The sequence below is a fragment of the Carboxydothermus ferrireducens DSM 11255 genome (assembly GCF_000427565.1).
GTDB lineage: Bacteria > Bacillota > Z-2901 > Carboxydothermales > Carboxydothermaceae > Carboxydothermus > Carboxydothermus hydrogenoformans.
The window spans coordinates 23,779-50,533 of record NZ_ATYG01000001.1; the positions used below are offsets into that span (position 1 = coordinate 23,779).

General features: G+C 44.2%; 24 protein-coding genes and 2 other annotated features (1 of these 26 cut by a window edge). Of the genes, 19 read left to right on the forward strand and 5 right to left on the reverse strand.

Annotation, left to right across the window (positions count from 1 at the left end; all coding sequences use genetic code 11):
* Nucleotides 1-120: a binding site (T-box leader), on the forward strand; it begins 96 nt to the left of the window's first position.
* Nucleotides 121-200: 80 nt separating this feature from the next.
* From ilvE to cimA, 11 genes are all read left to right on the forward strand, one after another.
* The gene (gene ilvE / locus CARFE_RS0100150; RefSeq protein ID WP_028051309.1) at nt 201-1,082 is read left to right on the forward strand and encodes a branched-chain-amino-acid transaminase; all 882 of its coding nucleotides are present in this window, start codon (nt 201-203) and stop codon (nt 1,080-1,082) included.
* A 12-nt stretch (nt 1,083-1,094) separates the two neighbouring features.
* Nucleotides 1,095-2,756, forward strand: a complete 1,662-nt coding sequence (gene ilvD, locus CARFE_RS0100155; protein ID WP_028051310.1) for a dihydroxy-acid dehydratase — start codon at nt 1,095-1,097, stop codon at nt 2,754-2,756.
* 11 nt (nt 2,757-2,767) lie between these two features.
* A complete protein-coding gene (gene ilvB, locus CARFE_RS0100160) occupies nt 2,768-4,426 on the forward strand; it encodes a biosynthetic-type acetolactate synthase large subunit (RefSeq protein WP_028051311.1) in 1,659 nt (552 codons plus the stop codon).
* Nucleotides 4,427-4,438: 12 nt separating this feature from the next.
* Entirely contained in the window at nt 4,439-4,951 is a 513-nt protein-coding gene (ilvN, locus tag CARFE_RS0100165) for an acetolactate synthase small subunit (protein WP_028051312.1), read from the forward strand.
* Between the two features lie 2 nt (nt 4,952-4,953).
* Nucleotides 4,954-5,946, forward strand: a complete 993-nt coding sequence (ilvC, locus tag CARFE_RS0100170; RefSeq protein WP_011343453.1) for a ketol-acid reductoisomerase — start codon at nt 4,954-4,956, stop codon at nt 5,944-5,946.
* A gap of 12 nt (nt 5,947-5,958) precedes the next feature.
* Entirely contained in the window at nt 5,959-7,623 is a 1,665-nt protein-coding gene (gene ilvB / locus CARFE_RS0100175) for a biosynthetic-type acetolactate synthase large subunit (protein ID WP_028051313.1), read from the forward strand.
* Between the two features lie 70 nt (nt 7,624-7,693).
* Nucleotides 7,694-9,223 carry a 2-isopropylmalate synthase gene (locus CARFE_RS0100180; protein WP_028051314.1) on the forward strand — a complete coding sequence of 510 codons (1,530 nt, stop codon included), beginning with the start codon at nt 7,694-7,696 and terminating at the stop codon, nt 9,221-9,223.
* Nucleotides 9,223-10,488 carry a 3-isopropylmalate dehydratase large subunit gene (gene leuC / locus CARFE_RS0100185; protein ID WP_028051315.1) on the forward strand — a complete coding sequence of 422 codons (1,266 nt, stop codon included), beginning with the start codon at nt 9,223-9,225 and terminating at the stop codon, nt 10,486-10,488. Before CARFE_RS0100180 ends, leuC begins: the two co-directional genes overlap by 1 nt.
* Nucleotides 10,489-10,977, forward strand: coding sequence for a 3-isopropylmalate dehydratase small subunit (leuD, locus tag CARFE_RS0100190; protein WP_011343457.1), 489 nt, complete (start codon nt 10,489-10,491; stop codon nt 10,975-10,977).
* On the forward strand, nt 10,946-12,070 hold the full coding sequence (leuB, locus tag CARFE_RS0100195) for a 3-isopropylmalate dehydrogenase (protein ID WP_028051316.1): 1,125 nt from the start codon (nt 10,946-10,948) through the stop codon (nt 12,068-12,070). The genes leuD and leuB overlap by 32 nt, the downstream gene beginning before the upstream one ends.
* The gene (gene cimA / locus CARFE_RS0100200; RefSeq protein ID WP_028051317.1) at nt 12,048-13,622 is read left to right on the forward strand and encodes a citramalate synthase; all 1,575 of its coding nucleotides are present in this window, start codon (nt 12,048-12,050) and stop codon (nt 13,620-13,622) included. The genes leuB and cimA overlap by 23 nt, the downstream gene beginning before the upstream one ends.
* Here cimA and CARFE_RS0100205 read toward each other — a convergent pair.
* Nucleotides 13,619-14,170 carry a DUF6036 family nucleotidyltransferase gene (locus CARFE_RS0100205; RefSeq protein ID WP_028051318.1) on the reverse strand — a complete coding sequence of 184 codons (552 nt, stop codon included), beginning with the start codon at nt 14,168-14,170 and terminating at the stop codon, nt 13,619-13,621. The two genes, cimA and CARFE_RS0100205, sit on opposite strands and share 4 nt — an antisense overlap.
* Nucleotides 14,142-14,330: a hypothetical protein gene (locus CARFE_RS0100210; RefSeq protein WP_011343461.1), complete on the reverse strand. Its 189-nt coding sequence runs from the start codon at nt 14,328-14,330 to the stop codon at nt 14,142-14,144. Before CARFE_RS0100210 ends, CARFE_RS0100205 begins: the two co-directional genes overlap by 29 nt.
* A gap of 523 nt (nt 14,331-14,853) precedes the next feature.
* Between CARFE_RS0100210 and CARFE_RS0100220 the strand changes: the two genes are divergently transcribed.
* From CARFE_RS0100220 to ptsP, 6 genes are all read left to right on the forward strand, one after another.
* A complete protein-coding gene (locus tag CARFE_RS0100220; protein WP_028051320.1) occupies nt 14,854-15,621 on the forward strand; it encodes a DeoR/GlpR family DNA-binding transcription regulator in 768 nt (255 codons plus the stop codon).
* Between the two features lie 20 nt (nt 15,622-15,641).
* The gene (gene pfkB / locus CARFE_RS0100225; protein ID WP_028051321.1) at nt 15,642-16,580 is read left to right on the forward strand and encodes a 1-phosphofructokinase; all 939 of its coding nucleotides are present in this window, start codon (nt 15,642-15,644) and stop codon (nt 16,578-16,580) included.
* A 29-nt stretch (nt 16,581-16,609) separates the two neighbouring features.
* A complete protein-coding gene (locus tag CARFE_RS0100230; RefSeq protein WP_028051322.1) occupies nt 16,610-17,974 on the forward strand; it encodes a PTS fructose transporter subunit IIC in 1,365 nt (454 codons plus the stop codon).
* Nucleotides 17,975-18,052: 78 nt separating this feature from the next.
* Nucleotides 18,053-18,505 (forward strand): PTS sugar transporter subunit IIA, encoded by a 453-nt coding sequence (locus tag CARFE_RS0100235; protein WP_028051323.1) that lies wholly within the window; start codon nt 18,053-18,055, stop codon nt 18,503-18,505.
* Between the two features lie 21 nt (nt 18,506-18,526).
* Entirely contained in the window at nt 18,527-18,796 is a 270-nt protein-coding gene (locus CARFE_RS0100240; protein WP_028051324.1) for an HPr family phosphocarrier protein, read from the forward strand.
* Nucleotides 18,796-20,532 (forward strand): phosphoenolpyruvate--protein phosphotransferase, encoded by a 1,737-nt coding sequence (gene ptsP / locus CARFE_RS0100245; RefSeq protein WP_028051325.1) that lies wholly within the window; start codon nt 18,796-18,798, stop codon nt 20,530-20,532. The genes CARFE_RS0100240 and ptsP overlap by 1 nt, the downstream gene beginning before the upstream one ends.
* 125 nt (nt 20,533-20,657) lie before the next feature.
* Here ptsP and CARFE_RS0100250 read toward each other — a convergent pair whose 3' ends face one another.
* The 3 genes from CARFE_RS0100250 to CARFE_RS0100260 form a co-directional block, all read right to left on the reverse strand.
* Nucleotides 20,658-21,083: a hypothetical protein gene (locus CARFE_RS0100250; protein WP_028051326.1), complete on the reverse strand. Its 426-nt coding sequence runs from the start codon at nt 21,081-21,083 to the stop codon at nt 20,658-20,660.
* A gap of 21 nt (nt 21,084-21,104) precedes the next feature.
* Nucleotides 21,105-22,157: an RMD1 family protein gene (locus CARFE_RS0100255; protein ID WP_034541352.1), complete on the reverse strand. Its 1,053-nt coding sequence runs from the start codon at nt 22,155-22,157 to the stop codon at nt 21,105-21,107.
* A gap of 95 nt (nt 22,158-22,252) precedes the next feature.
* Entirely contained in the window at nt 22,253-22,978 is a 726-nt protein-coding gene (locus tag CARFE_RS0100260; RefSeq protein ID WP_028051328.1) for a metallophosphoesterase family protein, read from the reverse strand.
* A gap of 427 nt (nt 22,979-23,405) precedes the next feature.
* Nucleotides 23,406-23,627: a binding site (T-box leader), on the forward strand.
* 82 nt (nt 23,628-23,709) lie between these two features.
* Between CARFE_RS0100260 and ileS the strand changes: the two genes are divergently transcribed.
* Nucleotides 23,710-26,487: an isoleucine--tRNA ligase gene (ileS, locus tag CARFE_RS0100275; protein ID WP_028051329.1), complete on the forward strand. Its 2,778-nt coding sequence runs from the start codon at nt 23,710-23,712 to the stop codon at nt 26,485-26,487.
* A gap of 84 nt (nt 26,488-26,571) precedes the next feature.
* Nucleotides 26,572-26,745: a hypothetical protein gene (locus CARFE_RS16360; RefSeq protein WP_011343469.1), complete on the forward strand. Its 174-nt coding sequence runs from the start codon at nt 26,572-26,574 to the stop codon at nt 26,743-26,745.
* Nucleotides 26,746-26,755 lie beyond the last annotated feature (10 nt).

Sequence of the window (26,755 nt, forward strand, 5' to 3'; positions counted from 1 at the left end):
AGCTTTCCGGTCGAAAGGTTAGTAGGCCGGAACGGTTTTTGACCGTTATGCCAATGAAGCGGCCGGGTTACCATGCCCGGCAAGCAGGGTGGTACCGCGGGCAAAACCCCCGTCCCTGAACGTTCAGGGGCGGGGGTTGTTTTTATATATTTTTGGCATAAAAATTTATAATTTTTAATAAAATTGCGGAGGTGTGGGAAATGGGGCTTCTTATTTACCTGGATGGAAAGTTTGTACCGGAGGAGGAAGCGAAAGTTTCGGTATTTGACCACGGTCTTTTATATGGTGATGGAGTATTTGAAGGTATCAGAGCGTACCACAACCGGGTATTTAAGCTAAAAGAACATATCGACCGGCTTTACGAGTCGGCCAAGGCTATTCTTTTAGAAATACCTCTAACCAAAGAAGAAATGACCGAAGTTGTTCTGGAAACCATGCGTAAAAACAACTTACGGGAAGGATATATTCGTTTGGTGGTTACCCGGGGAAAAGGTGACCTGGGCTTAGACCCCAGAAAATGTCCAAAAGCTACGGTTTTTTGCATCGGTTCTTCCATTACCCTCTATCCCGAGCGTTTTTACGAGGAAGGCCTTGAAGTGATTACCGTGCCAACCCGGCGCAACTTAAACGAAGCTTCCAGCCCCCGAATTAAGTCGTTAAATTACTTAAACAACATCCTGGCCAAAATTGAAGCCAATTTACACGGAGTCTTAGAAGCAATTCTTCTAAATCAGGAGGGTTATGTGGCGGAGGCTACCGGGGACAATGTTTTTATCGTTAAAAACGGTCGCTTAATTACACCCCCTTCTTATGCCGGAATTTTAGAGGGTATTACCCGTAATACGGTTATGGATTTGGCCAGAAAAAGAGGCATTCCCGTGGAAGAAAAGCTGTTTACCCGTTATGACATCTTTAATGCCGATGAGTGTTTCTTGACCGGTACTGCGGCGGAAGTAATACCGGTAGTAAAAGTTGATGGAAGAACTATCGGTGAAGGTGTACCCGGTCCTATGACCAAGACGTTAATCAAAGATTTCCGGGAATACGTTACTACCGACGGTCCATTTATTTTCAGCGAGTAGAGGGGGAGAAAGATGCCAAGTCACCTCATTAAGTCAGGCATTAGCAAAGCACCGCATCGAAGTTTACTTAAGGCTTTGGGAATTACCGATAATGAGCTAAAACGCCCGTTTATCGGCGTTGTTCACAGTTTTTCGGAAATTGTTCCCGGGCACCTTCATTTAAGAACGGTGGTTGAAGCGGTAAAAGCCGGAGTGAGAACTGCCGGCGGGGTTCCCTTTGAGCTCCCGGTAATCGGTGTTTGCGATGGTATAGCCATGAACCACGAGGGAATGAAGTATTCGCTTGCCAGCCGGGAACTTATTGCCGATTCGGTGGAAGTCATGGTTAAAGCTCACCAGTTTGATGCCCTTGTCTTTGTTCCCAACTGCGACAAAATTGTTCCCGGAATGTTAATTGCGGCAATGCGTTTAAATCTTCCGGCTATTTTTGTCAGCGGTGGGCCGATGTTAGCGGGAAGAGTAAGGGGAAAAAGCGTTTCCCTCAGCAATGTTTTTGAAAGGGTAGGGGCTGTTGCTGCCGGCCTTATGAGTGAAGAGGAACTTTTAGAGTATGAAAATTACGCCTGCCCCGGCTGTGGCTCGTGTGCCGGGATGTTTACCGCCAACTCGATGAACTGTTTAACCGAGGCCATAGGGATGGCCCTTCCCGGAAACGGCACTATTCCGGCGGTGTATGCCGAAAGGTTAAGGCTTGCTAAACTTTCCGGGGAAAAGGTAATGGAACTACTTTCCCAAAATATCCGTCCCCGGGATATCTTTACCCGGGAAAGTTTATTAAATGGTTTGGCGGTAGATATGGCTTTAGGGTGCTCGACCAATACGGTTTTACATTTGGCGGCGGTAGCTTATGAGGCGGGAGTGGAGTTCGATTTAAACCTGGTTAACGAGGTAAGTGAAAGAACGCCAAACCTCTGCCGTTTAAGCCCGGCGGGACCGCACCACATGGAAGACCTGTATTTTGCCGGGGGAATTATGGCGGTAATGAAGGAGCTTTCGAAGAAAGGTTTGATCAGAGAAGACCTCCTTACCGTTTCGGGGAAAACGGTGGGGGAAAACCTGAAAAATGCTGTCAATAAAAATCCCGAAGTTATCCGACCCATTGATAATCCTTACTCGGAGACGGGGGGCTTAGCAATTTTGTTTGGAACCCTGGCACCCCGGGGAGCGGTGGTGAAAAAATCGGCGGTTTTACCGGAAATGTTAATCCATACCGGTCCGGCCCGGGTTTTTGATAGCGAAGAAGATGCTACCACTGCCATTTTAACCGGGCAAATAAAGAAAGGCGATGTGGTGGTTATCCGCTATGAAGGCCCCAAAGGTGGTCCCGGCATGCGGGAGATGTTAACACCAACTTCGGCCCTTGCCGGGATGGGCTTGGATAAAGATGTGGCATTGATTACCGATGGCCGGTTTTCGGGAGCAACCCGGGGAGCAGCAATCGGGCATGTTTCTCCCGAAGGTTATGAAGGTGGACCGATAGCTTTGGTTCGGGAAGGAGACTTAATAAAAATAGATATTCCGGGGCAAAGATTAGATCTTTTAGTATCAGAAGAAGAACTTAACCAAAGAAAAGCCCGGTTACAAATTCCCGAGCCTAAGATTAAAGAAGGTTACCTTGCTCGTTATCAAAAATTAGTGAGCTCTGCTAATTTAGGTGCGGTGTTTTTAAAGTAGGGGTGAGCGAAATGGAGTTAACCGGAGCGCAAATTTTAATTAAAGTATTAGAGGATTTAGGAGTGGATACTGTATTTGGCTATCCCGGGGGAGCGGTACTGCCCATTTACGATGCCCTTTATGATTCAAAAATTACCCATTACTTGACCCGGCACGAACAGGGAGCGGCCCATGCCGCCGATGGCTATGCCCGCGCTTCGGGAAAGGTAGGGGTATGTTTTGCAACTTCCGGCCCAGGAGCCACTAACCTGGTAACCGGTCTTGCCACAGCCTATATGGATTCGGTTCCGGTGGTTGCTATTACCGGACAGGTGGCAACCTCGCTTTTGGGACGGGATTCGTTTCAGGAAGCGGATATTACCGGCATAACCATGCCGATTACCAAACATAATTATTTGGTAAAAGATCCGGGGGAACTGGCCCAGACGGTGGTGGAAGCATTTTACATTGCCCGGACGGGACGACCGGGGCCGGTTTTAATTGATATTCCCAAGGATGTTTCGGCGGCCAAGGCGCGCTATGAATTTCCCGAAAAAGTTGAGCTTCCAGGGTACAAACCGGTTTTAACTCCCGGCGAGGAAGAGGTTAATAAGGCTATAGCGTTAATAAATTCCTCCGAGCGTCCGTTAATTTTTACCGGAGGCGGGACTGTTAACGCCGGGGCCGAGAAATTATTGCTGGCTTTTGCCGAGAAAATCAATGCGCCGGTGGTTGCAAGTTTAATGGGTTTAGGAGGATTTCCCGGAGACCATCCATTATTCTTGGGAATGCTGGGTATGCACGGGACCAAGCCGGCTAATTATGCGGTCAGCGAATGTGATGTCCTGATTGCCGTGGGAGTGCGCTTTGACGACCGGGTAACCGGTGATGTTAAAAGCTTTGCCCCTAAAGCCAAGATTGTTCACATAGATATTGACCCGGCGGAAATCAATAAGAATGTGCTGGTGGAAGTGCCTTTGGTGGGGGATGTAAAGAACAGCTTAGAGCTTTTAATTAAAGGGGTAAACGAAAAAAAGCCGGAGAAATGGCTTAAGTATGTTTTTGGTTTAAAGGAAAAATATCCTTTAACTTATAACCGGGAGTGTGGCTTAAAACCCCAAAAAGTTATCGAAACTCTTTATAAGATAACCGGAGGCGAAGCCATTATCGTTACCGATGTGGGACAGCACCAGATGTGGGCTGCCCAGTTTTACAAATTCAATAAGCCCCGGAGATTTATTTCCTCCGGTGGGTTAGGAACGATGGGGTTTGGTTTACCGGCAGGAATTGGGGCTCAGGTGGCAAGACCGGAGCAGCAGGTAATAGTGGTATCGGGCGATGGTAGTATCCAAATGAATAGCCAGGAACTAATGACCGTTGCGGCCTATAATATCCCCGTTAAGGTTATTATCTTAAACAACGGTTACCTGGGGATGGTGCGGCAGTGGCAGGAACTTTTCCATCAGCGCCGTTATTCGCATACGGAACTTAAAAATCCCGACTTTGTTAAGTTAGCCGATGCTTACGGGATAAGAGGTTTGCGCATTAAAAAAGAAGAAAACCTGGAAGAAAAACTTTTGGAGGCAATAAATTATGCCGGACCGGTAGTGGTAGATGTTTGGGTAGACCGGGAGGAAAATGTTTTTCCCATGGTGCCACCGGGAGGCGCAATTCACAAAATGATCGGTTAAAGGGGGGATTTGATGCGGCATACCCTGGCAGTATTGGTGGAAAACAATCCTGGGGTTTTAGCAAGGGTGGCGGGACTTTTTAGCCGCCGGGGCTATAACATTGATAGCCTTGCGGTGGGCAGGACGGAAAATCCGGATATTTCCCGGATGACCATTGTTGTGGAAGGGGATGACCGGGTTTTAGAGCAGGTAGTAAAGCAACTGAGAAAGTTAGTTGATGTAATCAAAGTTCAGGACATTACCTCCGAACAGTATGTGAGCCGGGAGCTTTTGCTTTTAAAAGTTCATGCGGATTCCAGTACCCGGGGGGAAATTATGCAAATAGTAGAAATCTTCCGGGCCCGGATTGTGGATATTGGGCCCAAAACCCTGACCATTGAAGCTACCGGTGATGAAGATAAAATCGAAGCTATTGAAAATGCATTAAGGCCTTTTGGTATTAAAGAGCTGGTACGCACCGGAAAAATTGCCCTGCTGCGGGGCTCCAGAACTTCAAATATAAATGGAGTAAAGGAGGAGGAATAAAAATGAAAAAAGTTTATTATGATCAGGACGCTAATTTAGAGCTTTTACGGGAGAAAAAAATTGCGATTATTGGCTACGGTAGCCAGGGGCATGCTCAGGCCCAGAACTTAAAAGATAGCGGCTTAAATGTGGTGGTAGGTCTTCATAAAAAAAGTAAAAGCCGGGAAAAAGCCGAAGCTGATGGTTTTACGGTAATGAAAGTGGATGAAGCGGCCCAGTGGGCTGATATCATTCAAATTTTGGTTCCCGACCAAATTCAGGGAGAATTATACCGGGATAAAATCGAGGAACATTTAAAACCGGGTAAGGCCTTAATGTTTTCCCACGGTTTTAACATTCATTACGGACAAATAGTGCCGCCGCCGGATGTCGATGTCTTCTTAGTTGCCCCTAAAAGTCCCGGTCACCTGGTAAGGCGGATGTATTTAGAAGGCAAAGGGGTGCCTGGTTTAATTGCCGTCTATCAGGATGCTACCGGAAAAGCCAAGGATTTAGCTTTGGCCTATGCTAAAGGTATTGGCTGCACCAGGGCGGGAGTTTTTGAAACTACTTTTAAAGAAGAAACGGAAACGGATCTTTTTGGTGAACAGGCGGTGTTATGCGGTGGGGTAACCCACTTAATTAAAGCCGGTTTTGAAACTTTAGTAGAAGCGGGATATGCTCCGGAAATGGCTTATTTTGAGTGTCTCCATGAAATGAAGTTAATTGTCGACTTAATTTATGAAGGTGGCTTTTCGTTAATGCGGTATTCCATATCCGATACTGCCGAGTATGGTGACTACATGGTAGGTCCCAGGATTATAACCGAAGAGACCAAAAAAGAGATGAAAAAGGTCCTGGAAGAAATTCAAAACGGAACTTTTGCCAAAAACTGGATATTAGAGAACATGGCCGGTCGTCCGGTTTATAACGCCATCAAGCGTCGGGAACAGGAACATTTAATTGAAAAGGTGGGGGCAGAATTACGGCAGATGATGCCATGGCTGAAAAAGTAGGGGGGATGTCTTTTGGAGATAACTGGTGCTCAGGCTTTGGTAAAAGCGTTAGAACTGGAGGGGGTAACTACTATCTTCGGTTACCCTGGAGGAGCGGTTGTACCCCTTTATGATGCCTTAAGCCGATCCAAAATTCAGCATGTTTTGGTGCGCCATGAGCCGGGAGCAATTCATGCTGCTAATGGTTATGCCCGGGCTTCGGGGAAAGTTGGGGTATGTGTTGCCACCTCGGGCCCGGGGGCAACCAACCTGGTTACGGGGATTGCTACGGCATATATGGATTCGGTACCGGTGGTGGTGATTACCGGGCAAGTACCGACAACGATGGTGGGCACCGATGCGTTTCAGGAAGTGGATATTACCGGAATTACCATGCCCATCACCAAACATAACTTTCTGGTAAAAAATCCTGCAGATATTCCGGCGGTGGTGAAAAAGGCTTTTTATATCGCTTCCACGGGACGACCGGGGCCGGTACTGATTGATTTACCCAAAGATGTAGCAGCGCGGACCATAGATTTTCAGTATCCTGAAAAAGTAGAAATTCGCGGTTACAAGCCTAATTTAAAAGGGCATCCGCAAAAAATTGCCGAAGCGGTAAAGCTCATAAGGGAAGCGAAAAGACCGGTAATTATTGCCGGAGGCGGTGTGCTTGCGGCCAATGCCAGTCAGGAGCTTTATGAATTTGCGGTAAGAGCTGAGATTCCGGTAACTAATACGCTAATGGGACTTACTTCCTTTCCCCAGGATAGTCCGCTTTTCCTGGGCATGCTTGGCCTGCATGGAACCAGGTATGCCAATTTAGCGGTGACCGAATGTGATGTTTTAATTGGACTGGGAGTGCGTTTTGCCGACCGGGTAACGGGAGAGTTATCCGGCTTTGCTCCCAAAGCAAAAATTATCCATATCGATGTAGATCCGGCGGAAATCGGCAAGAACGTGCGGGCGGATGTTCCCATTGTTGGTGATGTCAAAAACGTTTTGCAGGAGATGTTAAAGCAAATTGAGCCGCAGAATCGTCAGGAATGGCTTTCCCAAATTAACACCTGGAAGCAAGAGTTTCCCTTAAAGTATGAAAAAGATGATTTTATCAAACCCCAGGAGACTATTAAGCTTTTGGGGGAAAAGACCACCGCCGACACTATAATCGCTACTGATGTGGGACAACATCAGATGTGGACAGCGCAATTTTATCCCTTTAAAAAACCCCGTACTTTCTTAACCAGCGGGGGTCTTGGCTGCATGGGTTATGGGTTGCCGGCAGCTATAGGTGCGGCGGTAGCTTTTCGGGATAAACAGGTAATTTTAATTACCGGCGATGGCAGTTTCCAAATGAATATGGGGGAGTTGGCCACTGCCCGGGAACAGAATTTGTCGTTGAAGATTATTTTGTTTGTTAATAAAAAATTAGGCATGGTAAAGCAGTTGCAGGAATATTATGCCAATAAAAATTACTTTGGGGTTGACTTGGGCTTTGTTCCGGATTTTGTAGCTTTAGCTAAGGCTTATGGAATTCCCGGACGGAAGATTACCAGACCCGAAGAGGTTGAGGGGGCTTTAGATGAAATGCTTGCCCATAAGGGAATGTACTTGTTGGAGGTCGAAATAAGCCCTGAAGAAAAAGTTTTACCCATGGTTTTATCCGGGGCTCCTATAGGAGAAGCGGTGGACTGGTAATCTAGAAGTTTGAAGTTGGAAATTAGAGGTTAGAATTAAACAAAAAAACATTTAAAGTGTGGTGAGGTAAATGGAAAGGGTTAGGATTTTTGATACGACGTTAAGGGATGGGGAACAGTCGCCAGGAGTTAGTTTAAATGCTATGGAGAAATTGCAAATCGCCCGGCAGTTACAAAAGCTGGGCGTTGATGTTATAGAGGCAGGTTTTCCTATAACTTCTCCCGGAGATAAGGAAGCCGTTTCCTTAATTGCCCGGGAAGTAAAAGGGGTGGTAGTGGCTGCCCTGGCCCGGGCTTCGGCTTTGGATATAGAAACGGCCTGGGACGCCATTAAAGATGCGGAAAGTCCCCGGATTCACACTTTTATTGCCACTTCCGATATTCATTTGAAATATAAGCTGAAAATGGACCGGGAAACGGTAGTGGAACGGGCGGTAGCGGCGGTCAAACTTGCTAAAAAATTTACCGCCGATGTGGAGTTTTCGGCGGAAGATGCTTCAAGAAGTGACCTGGACTTTTTGTGCCGGGTGGTGGAAGCGGCGGTAAAAGCGGGAGCTACTACCATAAACATTCCCGATACCGTTGGCTATGCCGAACCGGAAGAGTTTGGGGAGTTTATTCGCAAAATTTTAGAAAAAGTTCCGGTAATGGACCGGGCGGTGTTAAGCGTTCACTGTCATGATGATTTGGGCCTTGCGGTGGCCAATAGTTTAGCTGCCATCAAAAACGGCGCCCGGCAGGTGGAATGTACCATTAACGGAATTGGTGAACGGGCTGGAAACTGTTCCTTAGAGGAGATTGTGATGGCTCTTTATACCCGTAAAGATGTATTGCCTTTTTATACCGGCATTAAAACCGAGGAGATTTACCGGACCAGTAAGCTCGTTAGCAATTTAACCGGGATGCCGGTACAGCCCAACAAAGCGATTGTAGGGAAAAATGCCTTTTCCCATGAATCGGGGATTCACCAGGACGGGGTTTTAAAGGAAAGAACTACTTATGAAATAATGAATCCCAGGCTGGTGGGTATTCCCGAATCCCGTCTGGTACTGGGTAAACATTCGGGAAGACATGCCTTAAAGGAGAGGTTATTAGAGCTTGGTTATGAATTAACCGAAGAGCAGTTGAATGAGGCTTTTGTTAAATTTAAAGCTTTAGCCGATAAGAAAAAAGAAGTTACCGATCAGGATTTAGAAGCAATGATGGAAGAAGAAATAAGAAAAGTTCCCGAAACTTACACCCTGGAGTATTTCCATATTTCTACCGGTTCAACGATTATCCCCACGGCCACGGTGGGCTTAATCAAGGAAGGGGAAAAATTAGAAGACGCTGCCACCGGCGATGGACCGGTGGATGCCATTTATAAAGCTATCAATAAAATAACCGGTTTAACCCCGGTTTTGGAGCAATATTCAATTAATGCCGTAACTTCCGGCGAAGATGCCTTGGGAGAAGTAGTGGTGAAACTAAAAAATGGCCTCGGGAAAATTGTCACCGGTCGCGGAGTTTCCACCGATATTTTGGAAGCATCGGCCAAGGCTTATTTAAATGGTATCAATAAATTACTGTTTGATTACCAGGCGAAGGGGGAGAAGCAGTAATGGGGATGACGATGACCGAGAAAATTCTTGCTTATCATGCCGGAAAAGAGGTTGTTGAACCGGGAGAATTAATTTCCTGCAAGGTAGATGCGGTTTTAGCCAACGACATAACCGGGCCGGTAGCGATAAGCGAGTTTAAAAAAATTGGAGTGGACGCGGTTTTTGACCGGGACAGGGTTTATTTGGTGCCCGACCATTTTACCCCCAATAAAGACATTAAAAGTGCCGAACAGGCCAAAATTTTGCGGGATTTTGCTAAAGAGCAAAACCTAACCTATTATTTTGAAGTGGGTAAAATGGGAATTGAGCATGTGCTTCTGCCGGAAGAAGGGTTGGTATTGCCGGGAGAGGTGATTATCGGTGCCGATTCCCATACCTGTACTTACGGGGGAATAGGGGCTTTTGCCACCGGGGTAGGTTCAACTGACCTTGCGGCGGCGATGGCTCTCGGGGAAACCTGGTTTAAAGTTCCCGAAAGTATCAAGTTTTACCTTTACGGAGAAAAGCTTTTGCCTTACGTTTCCGCCAAAGATATCATTCTGTTTATAATCGGGCAGATTGGTGTTGACGGGGCATTATATAAAGCGATGGAGTTTGCCGGTTCGGCTTTAAAGCTTATTTCGGTTGAAGGACGGTTAACCATGGCCAATATGGCCATAGAAGCGGGAGCAAAAAACGGCATCTTTCCGGTGGATGAGCTTACCCTGGAATATGTAAAAGGCCGGGCAAAACGGGAGTTTAAAGTTTTTGCCAGCGATCCCGATGCCAGATACGAAGCGGTTTACGAAATTAACGTGGAAGAAATCGAACCGCAGGTAGCTCTTCCCCATCTTCCGGAAAATGCCGTGCCGGTAAAGGAGGTATCCGGCAAGGACATTGATCAGGTGGTAATTGGTTCGTGCACCAATGGCCGAATTGAGGATTTACGGGTAGCGGCGGCGATCTTAAAAGGTAAAAAAGTAAAAGATTATGTGCGGTGCATTATTATTCCCGGATCCCAGTCGGTTTACCGGCAGGCACTTAAGGAGGGACTTATAGATATTTTCCTTGAAGCGGGGGCGGCGGTTTCCACCCCTACCTGTGGCCCCTGCCTGGGCGGCCACATGGGAATTTTAGCCAAGGGAGAAAGAGCGGTTGCCACTACCAACCGCAATTTTGTGGGCAGGATGGGGCATGTAGAATCGGAAGTTTACCTGGCGGGACCGGCGGTAGCAGCAGCTTCAGCCATTGCCGGAAAAATCGTTCATCCCGAGGAGGTGCGGTAAATGCGTGCTTTTAAATTTGGCGATGACATTGATACCGATGTAATTATTCCGGCAAGGTATCTTAATACTTCTGATCCTTTGGAATTAGCCAAACACTGCATGGAGGATGCGGATCCGGAGTTTTCCAAAAAAGCTCGCCCCGGGGATGTGATCGTTGCCGGGAAAAACTTTGGCTGCGGTAGTTCCCGGGAGCATGCTCCTATTGCGATCAAAGCTCTGGGGATCGAAGCGGTAATTGCCAAATCCTTTGCCCGGATTTTTTACCGGAATAGTTTTAATATTGGGTTAAAAATTTTGGAATGTCCGGAAGCGGCGGAAAAAATTCGCGATGGAGATGAACTTTCCATCAATTACGATACCGGAGAAATAAAAAATCTTACTACTGGTGAAAGCTACTTTGCCAAACCCATACCGGAATTCATGCAGAATATTATTGCCAAAGGAGGACTTATTAACTATGTCCGGGAGAAGCTGCAAGGGACCGTTTAAAATTTTGGTGCTGCCGGGGGATGGTATTGGACCGGAGATAATAAAGGAAGCGGTGAAGGTTTTAAAAGCGTTAGGGGAGAAAAAGGGCATTACTTTTAATTTTCAGTACGGTTTAATCGGGGGAGCGGCCATCGACGAAAGGGGAGTGCCCCTTCCCGAGGAAACGGTGGAACTTGGAAACCAATGTGATGCTATTTTGTTAGGGGCTGTAGGGGGGCCCAAGTGGGATAATTTGCCGCCGGAAATTCGGCCCGAATTGGGAGGGCTTTTAAAAATTCGCAAAGTATTTGACCTGTATGCCAACCTGCGGCCGGTAATGTTTTTCCCGGAACTGAAAAATGCTTCCCCTTTAAAGCCGGACATAATTGAGGGTGTGGATATTTTAATGGTCCGGGAGTTAACGGGAGGTCTTTATTTTGGCGAGAAGAAGCGGTTCACTACCGAGCAAGGGGAACAAGCGGTAATAGATACCTTGATTTATACCGAAAAAGAAGTGGAAAGGGTAGTAAGACTTGGGTTTGAGTTAGCGCAAAAACGAAGAGGTAAACTTACTTTGGTGGATAAAGCCAATGTTTTAGAAAGCTCCCGTTTTTGGCGGGAGATAACCGAGGAGATTAAAAAAGAGTATCCGGATGTTGAGCTTTCCTACATGTATGTTGATAACTGTGCAATGCAGCTTATCAGAAATCCAAGGCAGTTTGATGTAATCGTTACCGAAAACATGTTTGGGGATATTTTAACCGATGAAGGCTCGGTTTTGGCCGGTTCCATTGGCCTTTTACCCTCGGCCAGCTTAAACGGAAAGTTTGGGTTATATGAGCCGATCCACGGTTCGGCACCGGATATTGCCGGACAAAACAAAGCTAATCCCCTGGCGACAATTTTATCCGCCGGGATGATGTTAAGATACAGTTTAGACTGCCCGGAAGAAGCGTTACTAATTGAAAAAGCGGTAAAAGCGGTATTACAAAAAGGTTACCGGACGGGTGATATTTTGGAGCCGGGTACTACGTTAGTTACCTGTGAAGAAATGGGTGATTTAGTAGCGGAAGAAATCTTAGGTGGGGTTTATGATGAAGGTTTACCTTTATGATACTACTTTAAGGGATGGAGCTCAGGCGGAAGGGATAAATTATACCGTTTCCGATAAATTAAAAATTGCCAGGAAATTAATTTCCTTTGGCATTGATTATTTAGAAGGTGGGTGGCCGGGAGCAAATCCTAAAGATTTAGAGTTTTTCCAGGAAGCCAAAAAGCTTGATTTTAATAAAACTAAGCTTGCGGCTTTTGGTTCAACCCGCCATCCAAGGCTAAAAGTTAAAGACGACCCTAACCTTCTGAACCTGATAAAAAGTGAAGCCCCGGTAGTTACGGTATTTGGTAAATCATGGGACTTGCATGTAGAGAGTGCTCTGGCTACAACCCTGGAAAACAACCTTTTAATGGTGTACGAAACGGTTGCCTTTTTAAAAGAGGTTGGGCGGGAAGTGGTTTTTGATGCGGAACATTTTTTTGACGGTTTTAAAAATAATCCCGAGTATGCTTTAAAAGTTATCGAACAGGCCGTCAGGGCTGGAGCCGATTTCATAGTATTATGTGATACCAACGGCGGAAGTTTGCCCAAAGAGATTCGGGCCGGGGTGGAAGCAGCTTTAAAAATTCACCCCCGTATCGGTATTCACGCTCATAACGATTCGGAACTGGCGGTGGCCAATAGTTTAATAGCGGTGGAAGCGGGAGCTACTATGGTTCAGGGGACGATTAACGGCTATGGAGAACGGTGCGGTAATGCCAACCTCTGTTCCGTAATTCCTAATCTTATTTTAAAAATGGGAGTGGAGGTAAATTGTCAGGATAATTTAAAAAACCTGACCCGGCTTTCCCGTTATGTAGCGGAGATAGCCAACCTCCATCCCAATCCCTATCAGCCGTATACCGGGCAGAGCGCCTTTACCCATAAAGGCGGGGTTCATGCCAGTGCGCTTTTAAAGGATAAGGGTACTTATGAGCATATTCCGCCGGAACTGGTAGGCAACCACCGGAAAGTTTCCATTTCCGACCAGGCCGGAGTTTCAAACCTTCTTTTTAACAGTGAGAACCTGGGGCTATCGGAAGAAGAGGTAAAAACCTATGGTAAAGAACTGGTGGCGGCAATTAAGGCGATGGAGCACCAGGGCTACCAGTTTGAAGGGGCCGAAGCTTCTTTGGAGCTTTTGGTCCGAAAAGTTACGGGAAAGCTTTCGGAACCGTTTAAAATTGACAACTCCAAGCTGATCATTGAAATCAAGGAAGATGGCCGGGTCTTATCCGAAGCGGTGGTTAAAGTCCGGGTGGGGGATACCACCATTCATACCGCTTCCGATGGCAACGGTCCGGTAAACGCTTTAGATAATGCCTTAAGGAAAGCTCTTTTAGAAATATATCCCAATCTTTCGGAGCTTAAGCTTACCGACTATAAGGTCCGGGTCTTAAACGAAAAAGCCGGAACGGAGGCGGTGGTGCGGGTGTTAATTGAATCGTCAGCCGGCGAGAAAAGTATCAACACCGTGGGAGTTTCCACCAATATCATTGAAGCCAGTTTAAAAGCCCTGACCGACAGCTTGATTTACTTTTTAATCAATAACAATGAAGGGACTGTTTCTTAAAACAGTCCCTTGTCTTTTTCATAAATGCTTATAAACTTTAAAAAGGGTTCGAGATTTATTTTATATTTTTGCAAGTGTAACTTAAGGGAATCTAATGTGATATTTTTTTGGTTATATTTTAAAAGCATTGCTACATCAAATAAATCTTTAGGTCCTCCAGCTAAAAGTTTTTGAGCAATTAAATCATAAAGACTAATTATTTTAAATTTTTCTTTTTCCTCAATGGTTACTTCTATAGCATTATTTACAAAATCGATTTCATGAGGGAAGCGTGCCATAATTATGTCAATAATCACATTATCAATTACAGCTTTAATTATGTCTCCTACGGGATCTGCTAAAGATGATTTTATATAGTTAAATTTTATTGAATTTCTTTCAAGGATATCAAAAAAAATTTCCCGGGGTTCGGGCCAAAGGGCTAAGATGTCAATATCAAAAGTGCTTCTTGGTTCAGCATAAAAAGAAACGGCCAATCCCCCGATTAGGCAATAACGAATCTTTTCTTTTTCAAAGATGTTAGTTATTTTCTTTAAACTTTGAATCACCTATTTCACCCTTTTTCAAGGTCAAAATCGTTTCGTTAATTTTTTCAATAATTAATAACTTTTCTTTAAAGGAGAGATTTGCCGTCGGCGATAATGGTCGAGAATCGTTTTTTATTTTTGCAAAAATGAATTCTAGCTGAGCTTGGAAATTGGATTTCATAGTAACCCCCTGAAGTAATTATAGCTAAAATACCAGATAATGTAAATATGGGGTTTTTACAGATATTTTTGGTAGCCGTGGTAAGTTTCTACCAGCCTTCCGGCGGCTAAGGATTACATTAAAATAACGACCAAAATTTTTGACACAATTACCCCTATAAAGCCGTTTAGTCTTAAAAACTTTTAGAAATATACCCCAATCTTTCGGAGCTTAAGCTTACCGACTATAAGGTCCGGGTCTTAAACGAAAAAGCCGGGACTTAAAAAAAGGGACTGTTTCTTGTTGGCGCTTGCTGACCTGGCTCATTTTTTATTTTGCAAAGCAAAATTTTTAATTGATTATTAACAAAATAACCAAATAAGGTAAACAAAAACTCGGTCAAAATCAGGAATTTTTTTGCTTCATTTTTCTGAAAATATACTTGACAGGGTTCAAATTTCGTAATATAATCAAAAACAAACAAATACAATCAAAAATAATCACAAAATAATCAAATATAAACAAAAGCTTTGGGGGGACTGTTTTGTTTGGCGAAGAACGAAAACTAAAAATACTTGAATACATCCAGAAAAATACTCGAGCTTCGGTTCAGGAATTAAGCCAGTATCTTGCGGTTTCCGAAGCTACCATTCGCCGGGACTTAAAAGAACTGGAGAAAGCAAGGCTTATAAACCGCACCCACGGCGGAGCAATGGCTCTTCATGGGGTAAATTTTGAGCTGACCTTTCGGGAAAAGGAAGATAAGTTCAAACAGGAAAAAGAGGCTATTGCCCAAAAAGCTCTGGAATTTATTGAAGAAGGAGATACCATTATTCTCGATTCCGGTACAACGGTTTTTCAGCTGGCTCAAAGGTTGAAAAATTTTGCTCGTCTTACGGTGGTAACTAATTCGCTAATAATTGCCCAGGAACTGCAGCTAACCTCGGGAATTGAAGTGCATTTAACGGGCGGGATTTTAAGGCGGGAAACCCTGGCTTTAGTGGGCCCGATTGCTGAGGAGAGTTTAGAACAGATTAGGGTTGATAAAGCTTTTATCGCCACCAACGGTATTGATTTAAAAGAAGGATTAACCACGCCAACTCTTGCGGAAGCGGCGGTGAAAAGAAAAATGATTAAAGCGGCCAAAGAGGTCTTTTTACTGGCCGACCACAGTAAAGCGGGAAAAGTTACTTTTGCTCGCTTTGCCAAAATTACTGATTTAAATCACTTTATAACCGATTCCGGTATCAATAAGAATTTCGCTATGGATTTAGGAAAGCTTGGGGTACAAGTAACAATTGCTGAGGTATAAAAGTCTTGGAGGCTAAAAAGATGAACAAATTAGTTTTTACAGTAACCTTAAATCCTGCCGTTGACAAAACAGTAACCGTGGAAAAACTTATAGTAGGTGGGGTAAATCGGGTACAAGGCTTGCGGGTTGATCCGGGAGGCAAAGGTATTAATGTGGCGAGGGTATTAAATAACTTTGGTACAGAAGTAGCAGCCTTTGGCTTAATTGCCGGCCACCAGGGTAGATTTATTCAAAGTAAGCTTGAAGGGGAAGGAATCAAAACTTATTTTATAAATGTTCCCGGTGAAACCCGAACTAATTTAAAAATTGTAGATATGGCATCAACAACTACAACCGAAATAAATGAACCGGGCTTTTGGGTCGAGGAAAAAAAGCTTTATGAGTTTACGGAATTGCTATTATCCCGTTTAAAGGAGGCTTCCTTTTTAGTTTTAAGCGGAAGTTTGCCGGCGGGCGTTTCTCCGGCTATTTATAAGGACTACATTGAAAACGCCCGTAAATTTGGAATAAAGACCTTTTTAGATGCCAATGGGGATGCGTTAAGAGAAGGAATTGCCGGTAAGCCTTTTGGGGTAAAGCCCAATCTTTTAGAACTTCAGGAATTAATGGGCCAGACCCTTGACACCACTGAAAAAATTGTTGATGCGGGGAAAATCCTGCTTAAAGAAGGAATAGCGCTGGTGGTCATTTCGCTAGGAAAAGATGGGGCAATTTTCTTAAGTAACCAGGAAGGATTTAAAGTCACTCCCTTTCCCGTGACACCACTTAGTACTGTAGGTGCGGGAGATACAATGGTAGCGGCAATAGTTTTTGCCCTCTTGCAGGGAAAACCATTAATTGAAATAGCCCGCCTGGCTACCACGGCGGGAACAGTTGCGGCGGCTAAATCTGGAACCCAGGCGTGTACTTTGGCGGAGGTACTAGAAAAGCTTTCGCTGGTGCACGTTGAGAGGTTATAGAGTATTAAAACCAAAAAGGAGGAGTAATTATGAAAAAAATCCTGGCGGTAACCGCATGCCCTACAGGGATTGCTCACACCTATCTGGCGGCTGAAGCTTTAAAAAAGGCTGCCCAGGAAAAGGGTATAGAGCTCAAGGTTGAAACCCGGGGTGCGGTCGGAGTGGAAAATGAGCTAACGGCTAAGGAGATTGCCGAAGCTCAGGCTATTATTATTGCGGCGGATACCGAGGTAAATGAGTCCCGGTTTGCCGGCAAACCGGTTATTAAGGTTTCTGTGGGGGAAGCGATTAAAAACCCGGGAGCCTTACTGGATGAAGCCTTAAACAAAAAGGCTACAGCTTCTGATTTTATTAATCAAGTGCAACAGGTTAAAGAAGAAAAAAGTAATCAACGTACAGGGGTTTATAAACACCTGATGACCGGCGTTTCCTATATGATTCCCCTGGTGGTAGCCGGAGGCTTGACAATAGCTCTTTCCTTTGTCTTTGGTATTAAAGCTTTTGAACAAAAAGGTACTCTGGCGGCCGCACTTATGGATATCGGTGGCGGCGCGGCGTTTGCCTTGATGGTGCCGATTTTAGCAGGTTTTATTGCTTATTCCATTGCCGAAAAGCCAGGTCTGGCTCCAGGATTAATTGGCGGTATGTTGGCTTCTAAAATAGGGGCAGGTTTTCTGGGGGGAATTGTAGCAGGATTTCTGGCGGGTTATATTGCTAAAGGATTAAAAGATTATGTTAAATTGCCAAAAAATTTGGAAGGTTTAAAGCCTGTGCTGATTATTCCTCTTTTCTCTTCTTTGGCCGTGGGCCTTTTGCTGATTTATGTAATTGGTACTCCGGTTAAGGGTATTATGGATGCTTTAACTACCTGGCTTAAGGGTTTAAGCTCCGGAAACGCCATTTTGCTGGGACTGATTTTAGGAGCAATGATGGCTTTTGATATGGGTGGGCCGGTAAATAAGGCCGCTTACACCTTTGCCGTAGGCTTACTGGGCAGCAATATTTACGAGCCCATGGCGGCAGTGATGGCGGCAGGTATGACGCCTCCTTTGGGGCTGTGGCTGGCAACGGTCCTGGCTCCCCAGAAATATACCGAGGAAGAACGGGAAGCGGGTAAAGCGGCGGCAATTTTGGGCATATCTTTTATCACCGAAGGAGCGATACCTTTTGCGGCGGCCGACCCTTTACGCATAATTCCCTCCATCATGACTGGCTCGGCTATTGCTGCTGCTCTTTCCATGGCGTTTCACGTAACCTTGCGGGCGCCTCACGGTGGAATTTTTGTGCTCCCGATACCCAACGCAGTAGGAAATTTAGGGATGTACGTAGTGGCAATTGCTGCAGGAACTATCGTTACGGCCTTAATGGTTAACCTGTTGAAGAAAAACAAATAAGTTTAAACTTTTGAGGGATAATAAGGAGTGGGCTAAGTCCCATTCCGTAATTTTTTGCTTGGTTTAGGGGGTATAACAATGGAATTACAAAATTTAATTACCAACGATACAATTTTAATTGGCTTAAATGTTTCTAATAAAGAGGAGTGCCTTTATAAGTTAGTGGAAAGCCTTTATAAGGCAGGATTTGTTTTTGATAAAAAGGAATATTTTGATGCTATTTTAAGCCGGGAAAAAAGCGGTACGACAGGGATTGGTTTTGGTTTTGCCATTCCTCACGGCAAATCTAAAGGTGTGCAAAAAGTGGGGCTGGCTTTTGCCCGATTGGATAAGCCGGTGGACTGGCAGTCTTTGGACGGTAAGCCGGTAGAAGCGGTATTTATGATTGCCGTTCCCGAAGAGTCGGCTGGGAATGAACATTTAAAGATTTTAAGCGAGCTTGCTCGTAAATTAATGGATGATAAATTTCGGAATGAGATTCTAAGTGCGTCTTCGGCTAGCCAAGTGGTAGAAATCTTAGGTAAATTATAAAGAACAGAGGCTGGTGAAATTATGTTTGCTAGAGAAGTAATCTTAACTAATAAAACCGGATTCCACCTGCGGCCGGCACAGCTTTTTGTCGAAAAGGCGGCAAAATACGATGCAAAAATTTCGGTAAAAACCGATACTGGCGCAAACGTAGATGGCAAAAGCATTTTAGGGCTTATGGCTTTAGGACTAAAGCCTGGCGCAAAAATTACTATTCAAGCCGAAGGAATTGATGAAGTTGAAGCAGTAAATGCTCTGGTAGAGTTAGTAGAAAGAAAGTTTGGTGAGGAGTAATGGGAGAGAAAAGAGTAACTGGTCTTGGTATTTCCGAAGGTATAGCTTTGGGCAAGGTATTAATTTATAAATCTTTTGCAGCTCAAAAAACCCGGAAATTTATTACGGAGCTGGAGATAAAAGCGGAAAGGGAGCGTTTAAAAGCGGCAAAAGAACGGGTAGTTTCGGAGTTAGAAGAGTTAATTGCTAAAACGGAAAAAACCTTGGGGACAGAAAAAGTAGGAATATTAAAAGGCCAAAAAAGTTTTTTAGATGACCCTGCCTTTTACCCGGAAATTGAAAAACTAATTTTAGAGAGAAATTATTCTGCCGAAGCCGCAGTACAAGAGGTTGTTGAAAAGTTTGCTGAAATTTTTGCCGGCATGGACAGCGATTATATGCGGGAGCGGGCTCAAGACATAAGGGATGTAGGAAGGAGACTTTTGGTTCAGTTAACCGGCGAAAAACCTTTTCAACTAACTGAAATAAATGAGGAAATAATTTTAGCGGCAGAGGATTTAACACCTTCCGAAACCGTGCAGTTAAATAAAAAATTTGTTTTAGGTATTATCGGTAAAATTGGCGGTAAAACTTCTCATACTGCTATTTTAGCGCGCTCTTTAGGAATTCCTGCAGTTTTAGGTTTAGGTGAAGGATTTTTGGAACTAAAAGATGGAGATTATATAATTTTAGATGGCAGTAATGGACTTGTTATTATAAATCCTGAAGAAAAAACTCTTGAAGAATACCGGGAAAAGGTAGCTATAGAACAAGAAAGGAATCAAAGCCTTAAAGAAATAATTATACTACCGGCAATTACCCGTGACGGTAAAAGAGTAGAGGTAGCAGCAAACATTGGGACACCTGAGGAAGCGGACCTTGCTTTGAATCAAGGAGCAGAAAGCATTGGCTTGTACCGAACAGAATTTTTGTTTATGAGCAAAAAAGAAATGCCTTCGGAAGAAGAACAATTTAAAGCCTACCGGCAGGTTGCCGAAGTAATGGGGGATAAGCCTGTGATAATAAGAACCCTTGATATCGGGGGTGATAAGGATTTACCGTATCTTAACCTCCCCCAGGAAAGGAATCCTTTCTTAGGTTACCGGGCTATTCGTATTGGTCTTGAGCAAAAAGAGCTTTTAAAAATTCAGCTGCGGGCAATTTTAAGGGCCAGTGCCTATGGAAACCTTAAGGTAATGCTACCGATGATTTCAAGCCTTGAAGAATTTCGCAAAGTAAAAATGATTTTCGAGGAGATTAAAGATGAACTTAAAGCTTTAAATATTAGCTTTAATCACAAAATAGAACTCGGAATCATGATTGAAGTCCCCTCAGCGGCACTTTTAGCCCCGGCGTTTGCGCAAGAAGTGGACTTTTTCAGTATCGGGACCAATGATTTAGTGCAATATTGTTTAGCGGTGGACCGAATGAATGAAAAAGTGGCTTTTCTTTACGACCATTTTCACCCGGCGGTTTTAAGATTAATAAAAATGGTGGCGGATGCTGCCAAAGCTGCAGAAAAATGGGTTGGCATGTGTGGTGGTATGGCGGGAGACCCTTTAGCGACTCCCCTTTTAGTGGGCTTAGGTTTAAAAGAGCTCAGTATGGAGGCAGGAAAAATCGGGAAAATAAAACAAATTATAAGAAAGCTTGATGCTCGGGATTGCCAGAAGCTTGCGGAAGAAGTATTAAAATTGCCTACCACCCAGGAAGTTCGGGAAAAGCTTTTGGAATACTCTAAAGCTAATATCGCATAAAAATTAAAACATTAATTTATCGAAAGTTAGGTGGACTGGCTTTATCCAGCACATCATTATAAAAAAACTCCGCGGATGCTGCGGAGTTTTTTTTAGAGATATTTTTGGTAGCCGAAGAATCCTTCTTAACGGCGGGATTTTTTCCTTTTTTTATCGTAATTCGACCAGACAATTCCGACTGCCGTTACAGCAGCTAAGGTAATCCCTTTAACTAATGCCCGCTTTGCAAGTTCTGGCTTTAAAAGGGGCGAAATTTTTAAGGCAAAAGGTAAAATTTTAGCAACTATAAGACTGATAAAGCCGTTTAACCTTAAAAAGGAAGGGGCCCCGTACATAAGCAGGACTAAAAGGGGATGAAGGTTAAAGCGATTTACCAGTAAACTTGCCACGAGAGTCAAAAGAATAAGGCTCGGCAGGTAAGTAATTAAAATGGTTTTGGCGAGAGCGATAATTTTTGGCGTGCCGAGAAAGAGAAAATCATTATCGGTCACATATAATGCTGCAATCAAACCAGCTAATCCCCAAAGAATTTTGTCAGTGAATTTTTCCATGATTTGGCCTCCTCAGGTAAACTACTTAAAATAAGGTAAGAGCGCCAAAATAAATTCTAAAAGTATCAGTAAAACAATGGTAATCTCTAACGCTAAAAAGCGGCTGGTGACCACTTCTTCGGACAGCATGGAGTAGCTTCGCTCCAGGACATTTAATTTATGACGAATTTGCTCAGCCCAGATGTTGGTTCGGAAAATCCGTAAAGCCTGGGAATAGACCCGGGCGTAAAAGACATCTTCGGTAACTTTTAAAGCATTTTGCACCCGCTCAGTAATTTCGGTGATATCGGCTACGGTTTTTAGCAGGCGTTTCATTATTGTCCGGTACTTACCAAGCTTTTTGTAGCCCCGTTCTTCTTCGGCCTGGTCGATATCCTGGTACATTTCGTTAATTGCTTTTGTTAGTAAGCTATCATAGTAACGAAGCTCTAAGAGCTGAGAGACGGCAAACTCTAAAAGGTCAATAACATCCATATTGCCATTGGCGTCATAGACGAAGGCTGCATCCCAGGTGATTATGGTCATATCGGTGTCGGCATAGGAAAAGCGGTTGTTTAAAATTTCCGCCCGGGTTGTGGAGGATATAGGTTCTTTTTCTCCTAAAAGAAGCGGAACCGGATCGTAATTTGGTTTTTCGGTTGTAAAAAAAATCAGGAAATCTTCTTCAAAAAGTTCTGGCGAAGGTTTAATTAAAGCAGGAGTTAAAAGGTCTTTTAAAAACTTCACTTCTTTTTTAAAAAGTCCGTCAAATTCTTCGGTATTGTTTAAGTAAACCATCAGTTCTAAAAACTCATCATGGTTTAAATCTTTAAGGTCCAAACTTAAGTTTAAACTTAAGACACCCCAGGCGAAAATTTTTCCCGCTATTTTTGTATGTAAAGTTTTACCATTAAAGAAATAAAAACCGGTAGAATATTCGAAGATTAATGGTGGTTCTTCTATGTGAATGGCTTTGGGCGGAATTTTTTTAAGCTTTAACCGAAAAGGCCTTTTTTCACTCAGGATTTCTTCGGCTTTGGCAAGGTTTATCTCTTCCGCAATATCAAAAAGACGGTATAAAAATATCTGATTCAAAAAAACCACCCCATAATTTTAATTATAAACAAAACTGGGGCAAAAGGGAAATAACGAGAGAAAAGAGAGGTTTTCAAGGGAAAATCGGTTTTTACTTAAAAAGGAATGTTTCCTGAAACAATCTGAGCCAGTTCTTCGGGTAGGCCTTTTTTTCTGATTGCAGCAGCGGTTATATCATACGGATAGGGAATAGGGCGAAAATTTACCGTAAGTTTATCATAAGTAACTTCCACCTGGGCGTAAACGGCCCGGGGGTCTTTGGTTTTGGGTTTACCGAGGGAGCCGGGGTTTAAAAAATGCCGTCCCCGGTGGAGGAAATAAAAAGGATAATGGGTGTGCCCGAAAACAAAAACATCGATATCCGGGTAATCTTCAATAAGTTTATTAAACCGCCCGGGGAAAAGATCCGGTGTTAAATACTCGTTTAACCGCTCGGGAGAGCCGTGAAACAGGAGAAAGTTTTTGCCGTGAATGACAAACTTAATAGTATTGGGTAGATTTTTTAGATATTCTCTATTTTCCGGCAACAGGCTTTTGGCGGTAAATGCCAAAGATTTTGCCCCAATTTCGTGTTCCTTGGCCGTTTTATAATCGCAACCACAGGTTGGCTTGTTATTGGCAGCACCGTCATCGTAATTGCCAAGAACTCCTTCAATATTTTTATCCCGGATAAGTTCAACAACTTCGTTGGGATAAGGGCCGTAACCGATAAGGTCGCCGGTGTGGTAGATTTTTTCCACTTTATTCATTTCGGCATCGGCCAGGACTTCTTTTAAAGCTGGTAGGTTACCATGGATGTCGCCGATAAAAGCTAAAAGCATAACTTACACCTCGTTTCTTTAGACTACTTTCTTAGTATACCAGGACTACTTTAATTTTAAAAAAAATTAAGTTAAAATTTAGTTAATTAAATTTTCTTAACGAAGGGGAATTTACCGTGATTGAGGCATTATTTTTTGTAATGGAAGAAGAAGAAACGACCTTAATTTTGGAAAAAAATAAAAGAAAAGTGGTCTCTCGAAGAAGAACCGGGCTTTGTAAATCCGTTAGGTAAAAACATTATCTTATTAAAACGAGGGATGGGAATAGGGGGCAGGTTTTCCTTTTTCTGGCAGAAGATTTATTGGTGTTGGTAAGAGAAGGAGAAGATAATTTACTTGATGGTACTACCATTAGTTCTTTTAGGGGTCCATTATTGACGAATCTAATATTTGACCATATAATATCATATGAGTTTAACTAAATTAGAAAAATCCTGTGAACGGGACGAGTAGCAAGGCTCAAGGCCCCAAGCGAGCCGGGGAGGGTGGAAGCCCGGCGGTCGTGGCTTTGGCGAAAATCCCCCGGGAGGAGGCGACCCAAAGGCGAAAAGCCCAGTAGGTTTGCCCGGCGCCTGTGCCGTTATTTTAACGAAGTGACCGGATTTTTCCGGTAATTTGGGTGGTACCGCGGTGTAAAGCCGTCCCTTAACCTTTTTGGGTTAAGGGATTTTTTATTTGGGTTACAAGCGCTTAATAATAAAATTTATGCCATAAAGGAGAGGATAGAGGAAATGGACTACGGAAAAACCTTAAATCTTCCCGTTACCGATTTTCCAATGCGGGGAAATCTTCCGGAACGGGAACCGGAAATTTTGGCTTACTGGCAAAAAATTGACCTTTACCGGAAGGTACAGCAAAAAAATGAAGGGCGTCCGAAGTTTATCCTGCACGATGGTCCTCCCTATGCCAATGGCGATATTCATATGGGCCATGTTTTAAATAAAGTCTTAAAAGATATGATTGTGAAATTTAAAAGTATGGATGGTTATGATGCACCGTATGTGCCGGGCTGGGATACCCACGGGCTTCCCATTGAACAGCGGGCCATAAAAGATCTTGGGATTAACCGTAAGGAAATAAGTCCCTTAGAGTTTCGGGCTAAATGCCGGGAGTATGCGGAAAGATATGCCCGGATCCAAAAGGAACAGTTTAAACGCCTCGGGGTACGGGGAGACTGGGAAAATCCCTACCTTACCCTCATGCCCCACTACGAAGCCAAGCAAATTGAAATTTTCGGGGAAATGGCGAAAAAAGGTTATATTTATAAAGGTTTAAAACCGGTCTACTGGTGTCCGGTTTGTGAGACCGCTTTAGCGGAAGCGGAAATCGAGTATGCTGAGAAAAAATCACCGTCTATTTATGTGCGCTTTAAGGTGGTAGAGGGTAAGGGAAAAGTGCCGGAAGATGCTTATCTGGTCATCTGGACTACCACTCCCTGGACCCTTCCGGCTAACGTGGCCATTGCCGTCCACCCGGAATTTACTTATGTTTTGGTTAAAACCGAAAAAGGCGATTATGTGGTAGCCGAGGGGTTAGTTCAGCAATTTTTTGAGGCAACAAAACTCACCGGAGAAGTGGTTGCCCGTTTTAAAGGGGAAGAGCTGTTGGGAGTAGTAACCCGGCATCCGTTTATCGAGCGGGAATCTCCGGTGGTATTAGCTGATTATGTTACTTTGGAATCCGGTACCGGTCTTGTCCATACCGCGCCAGGCCATGGTACCGAAGACTTCGAAACTGGGAAAAAATATAACCTTCCGGTGCTTTCCCCGGTAAACCACCAGGGAGTTTTTACCGAAGGGGCGGGGAAATATGCGGGGATGAAAATCGATGATGGCAACAAAGCCATTACCCAGGATTTAGAAGCTTCCGGGGATTTACTGGCAATGTCGTTTATTAAGCATTCGTATCCCCACTGCTGGCGGTGTAAAAACCCGGTGATTTTTAGGGCTACCGAGCAGTGGTTTGCCTCCATTGACGGCTTTAGAGAACAGGCTTTAAAAGAGATTGAAAAGGTCGAATGGATCCCTGCCTGGGGTAAAGATAGGATTTACAACATGGTGCGCGACCGGGATGATTGGTGTATTTCCCGGCAAAGAACCTGGGGCGTGCCGATACCGATTTTTTACTGTGAAGCCTGCGGCAAGGAAATTATTACCGATGAAAGCATCAAAGCGGTTTCCGATTTATTCCGCGTCGAGGGAAGCGATGCCTGGTGGAAATACGAGGCCGGGGAAATTCTCCCCGATGGTTTTAGATGTCCTCATTGTGGAGGGGTGAAATTCCGTAAGGAAACCGATATCATGGACGTCTGGTTTGATTCCGGTTCCAGCCATGCGGCGGTTTTAGAGCAGCCGGAATACTGGCCGGATTTGCGCTGGCCGGCTGACCTTTATTTAGAGGGTTCGGACCAGCACCGGGGCTGGTTTAACTCTTCCCTTTCTACTGCCGTTGCTACCAGAGGGATGGCACCTTATAAAGCGGTTTTAACCCATGGCTTTTTGGTGGACGAAAAGGGAAGGAAAATGTCCAAGTCTTTAGGCAATGTGGTAGATCCCCTGAAAGTTATTAAAGAACTGGGAGCGGATATTTTGCGGCTCTGGGTGGCATCGGCAGATTATCGCTCCGACTTAGCAATTTCCAATAACATTTTAAAGCAGACCGCCGAAGGCTACCGGAAGATTAGAAATACCATTCGGTTCTTACTGGGGAACCTCTATGATTACGACCATGAAAAACACCGGGTACCTTATGAGCGGCTGTTAGAAATTGACCGCTGGGCCCTTGCCAAGCTCCACCGCTTAATTGCCCGGGTGGTAAGAGCTTATCGGGATTATGAGTTTCACGTAGTATTCCATGCGGTTCATAACTTCTGTACGGTCGATATGAGTGCAATTTATTTAGATATTATTAAAGACAGACTTTATGTTGAACTGCCGGATAGCGAAAAACGCCGTTCAGCCCAGACGGTGCTGTATGAAATCCTCGATAGCCTTTTACGGCTACTGACACCGATTTTGGCTTTTACCACCGAAGAAGCCTATCGCCATTTCCCGGCCAAAGACAAAAAAGAATCGGTGCAGCTTTTAGATATGCCGAAAGTTGAAGAGAGATATCTGGATATAACTTTAGAAGAGACCTGGGATAAAATCTTAGAGGTTCGGGCTAAAGTCTTAAAAGCTTTAGAAATTGCCCGGCAGGAAAAGTTAATAGGCCACAGTCTTGATGCCTGGGTAACTTTAAAAGCTTCGGGCGAACTTTACGACTTTTTAGTAGAGCAGGTAAATGTGTGGCCGGAAATTTTCATTGTTTCCCAGGTTGATATTCAAAACGAGGAAGTTACCGGAGAAAATGGTGAATTACCTTTAGAAGTTGTGGTGAAAAAAGCTTTAGGAGAAAAGTGCCAGCGTTGCTGGATGTATTCCCCTGAAGTGGGATTGGATCCGGAATTTCCGGATACCTGTCCGCGCTGCGCTGGAGTCCTGCACGAGTTAAAAAACCGTCCGCTGTAGCGGGCGGTTTTTTGTCTATAGGTATGAAAATTTTGTTTTGCGGTAATACTACCAATAAAATTACCGCGGTGCGGAGGGGATACGATGAATTGTCCGATTTGTGGTGGACGGGCTACCGGAAAGGTGGGCACCGACCAGTATTTTTGCTGGAATTGTTGTGTTGAATACCGGATAAATAAAGAAGGGGTGCAGATTTTTGAATTGGGCGAGGATGGAAGCCTCATGGCCTTTGATCCTTACAATCAGCAACTGTACTAAAAGGGAGCAA

Excerpts from the sequence above, each read along its gene's own strand:
- ilvE (WP_028051309.1), top strand. The coding sequence starts at position 201 with ATGGGGCTTCTTATTTACCTGGATGGAAAGTTTGTACCGGAGGAGGAA.
- ilvD (WP_028051310.1), top strand. The coding sequence starts at position 1,095 with ATGCCAAGTCACCTCATTAAGTCAGGCATTAGCAAAGCACCGCATCGA.
- ilvB (WP_028051311.1), top strand. The coding sequence starts at position 2,768 with ATGGAGTTAACCGGAGCGCAAATTTTAATTAAAGTATTAGAGGATTTA.
- ilvN (WP_028051312.1), top strand. The coding sequence starts at position 4,439 with ATGCGGCATACCCTGGCAGTATTGGTGGAAAACAATCCTGGGGTTTTA.
- ilvC (WP_011343453.1), top strand. The coding sequence starts at position 4,954 with ATGAAAAAAGTTTATTATGATCAGGACGCTAATTTAGAGCTTTTACGG.
- CARFE_RS0100180 (WP_028051314.1), top strand. The coding sequence starts at position 7,694 with ATGGAAAGGGTTAGGATTTTTGATACGACGTTAAGGGATGGGGAACAG.
- leuC (WP_028051315.1), top strand. The coding sequence starts at position 9,223 with ATGGGGATGACGATGACCGAGAAAATTCTTGCTTATCATGCCGGAAAA.
- leuD (WP_011343457.1), top strand. The coding sequence starts at position 10,489 with ATGCGTGCTTTTAAATTTGGCGATGACATTGATACCGATGTAATTATT.
- leuB (WP_028051316.1), top strand. The coding sequence starts at position 10,946 with ATGTCCGGGAGAAGCTGCAAGGGACCGTTTAAAATTTTGGTGCTGCCG.
- cimA (WP_028051317.1), top strand. The coding sequence starts at position 12,048 with ATGATGAAGGTTTACCTTTATGATACTACTTTAAGGGATGGAGCTCAG.
- CARFE_RS0100210 (WP_011343461.1), bottom strand. The coding sequence starts at position 14,330 with ATGAAATCCAATTTCCAAGCTCAGCTAGAATTCATTTTTGCAAAAATA.
- pfkB (WP_028051321.1), top strand. The coding sequence starts at position 15,642 with ATGAACAAATTAGTTTTTACAGTAACCTTAAATCCTGCCGTTGACAAA.
- CARFE_RS0100230 (WP_028051322.1), top strand. The coding sequence starts at position 16,610 with ATGAAAAAAATCCTGGCGGTAACCGCATGCCCTACAGGGATTGCTCAC.
- CARFE_RS0100235 (WP_028051323.1), top strand. The coding sequence starts at position 18,053 with ATGGAATTACAAAATTTAATTACCAACGATACAATTTTAATTGGCTTA.
- CARFE_RS0100240 (WP_028051324.1), top strand. The coding sequence starts at position 18,527 with ATGTTTGCTAGAGAAGTAATCTTAACTAATAAAACCGGATTCCACCTG.
- ptsP (WP_028051325.1), top strand. The coding sequence starts at position 18,796 with ATGGGAGAGAAAAGAGTAACTGGTCTTGGTATTTCCGAAGGTATAGCT.
- CARFE_RS0100250 (WP_028051326.1), bottom strand. The coding sequence starts at position 21,083 with ATGGAAAAATTCACTGACAAAATTCTTTGGGGATTAGCTGGTTTGATT.
- CARFE_RS0100260 (WP_028051328.1), bottom strand. The coding sequence starts at position 22,978 with ATGCTTTTAGCTTTTATCGGCGACATCCATGGTAACCTACCAGCTTTA.
- ileS (WP_028051329.1), top strand. The coding sequence starts at position 23,710 with ATGGACTACGGAAAAACCTTAAATCTTCCCGTTACCGATTTTCCAATG.
- CARFE_RS16360 (WP_011343469.1), top strand. The coding sequence starts at position 26,572 with ATGAATTGTCCGATTTGTGGTGGACGGGCTACCGGAAAGGTGGGCACC.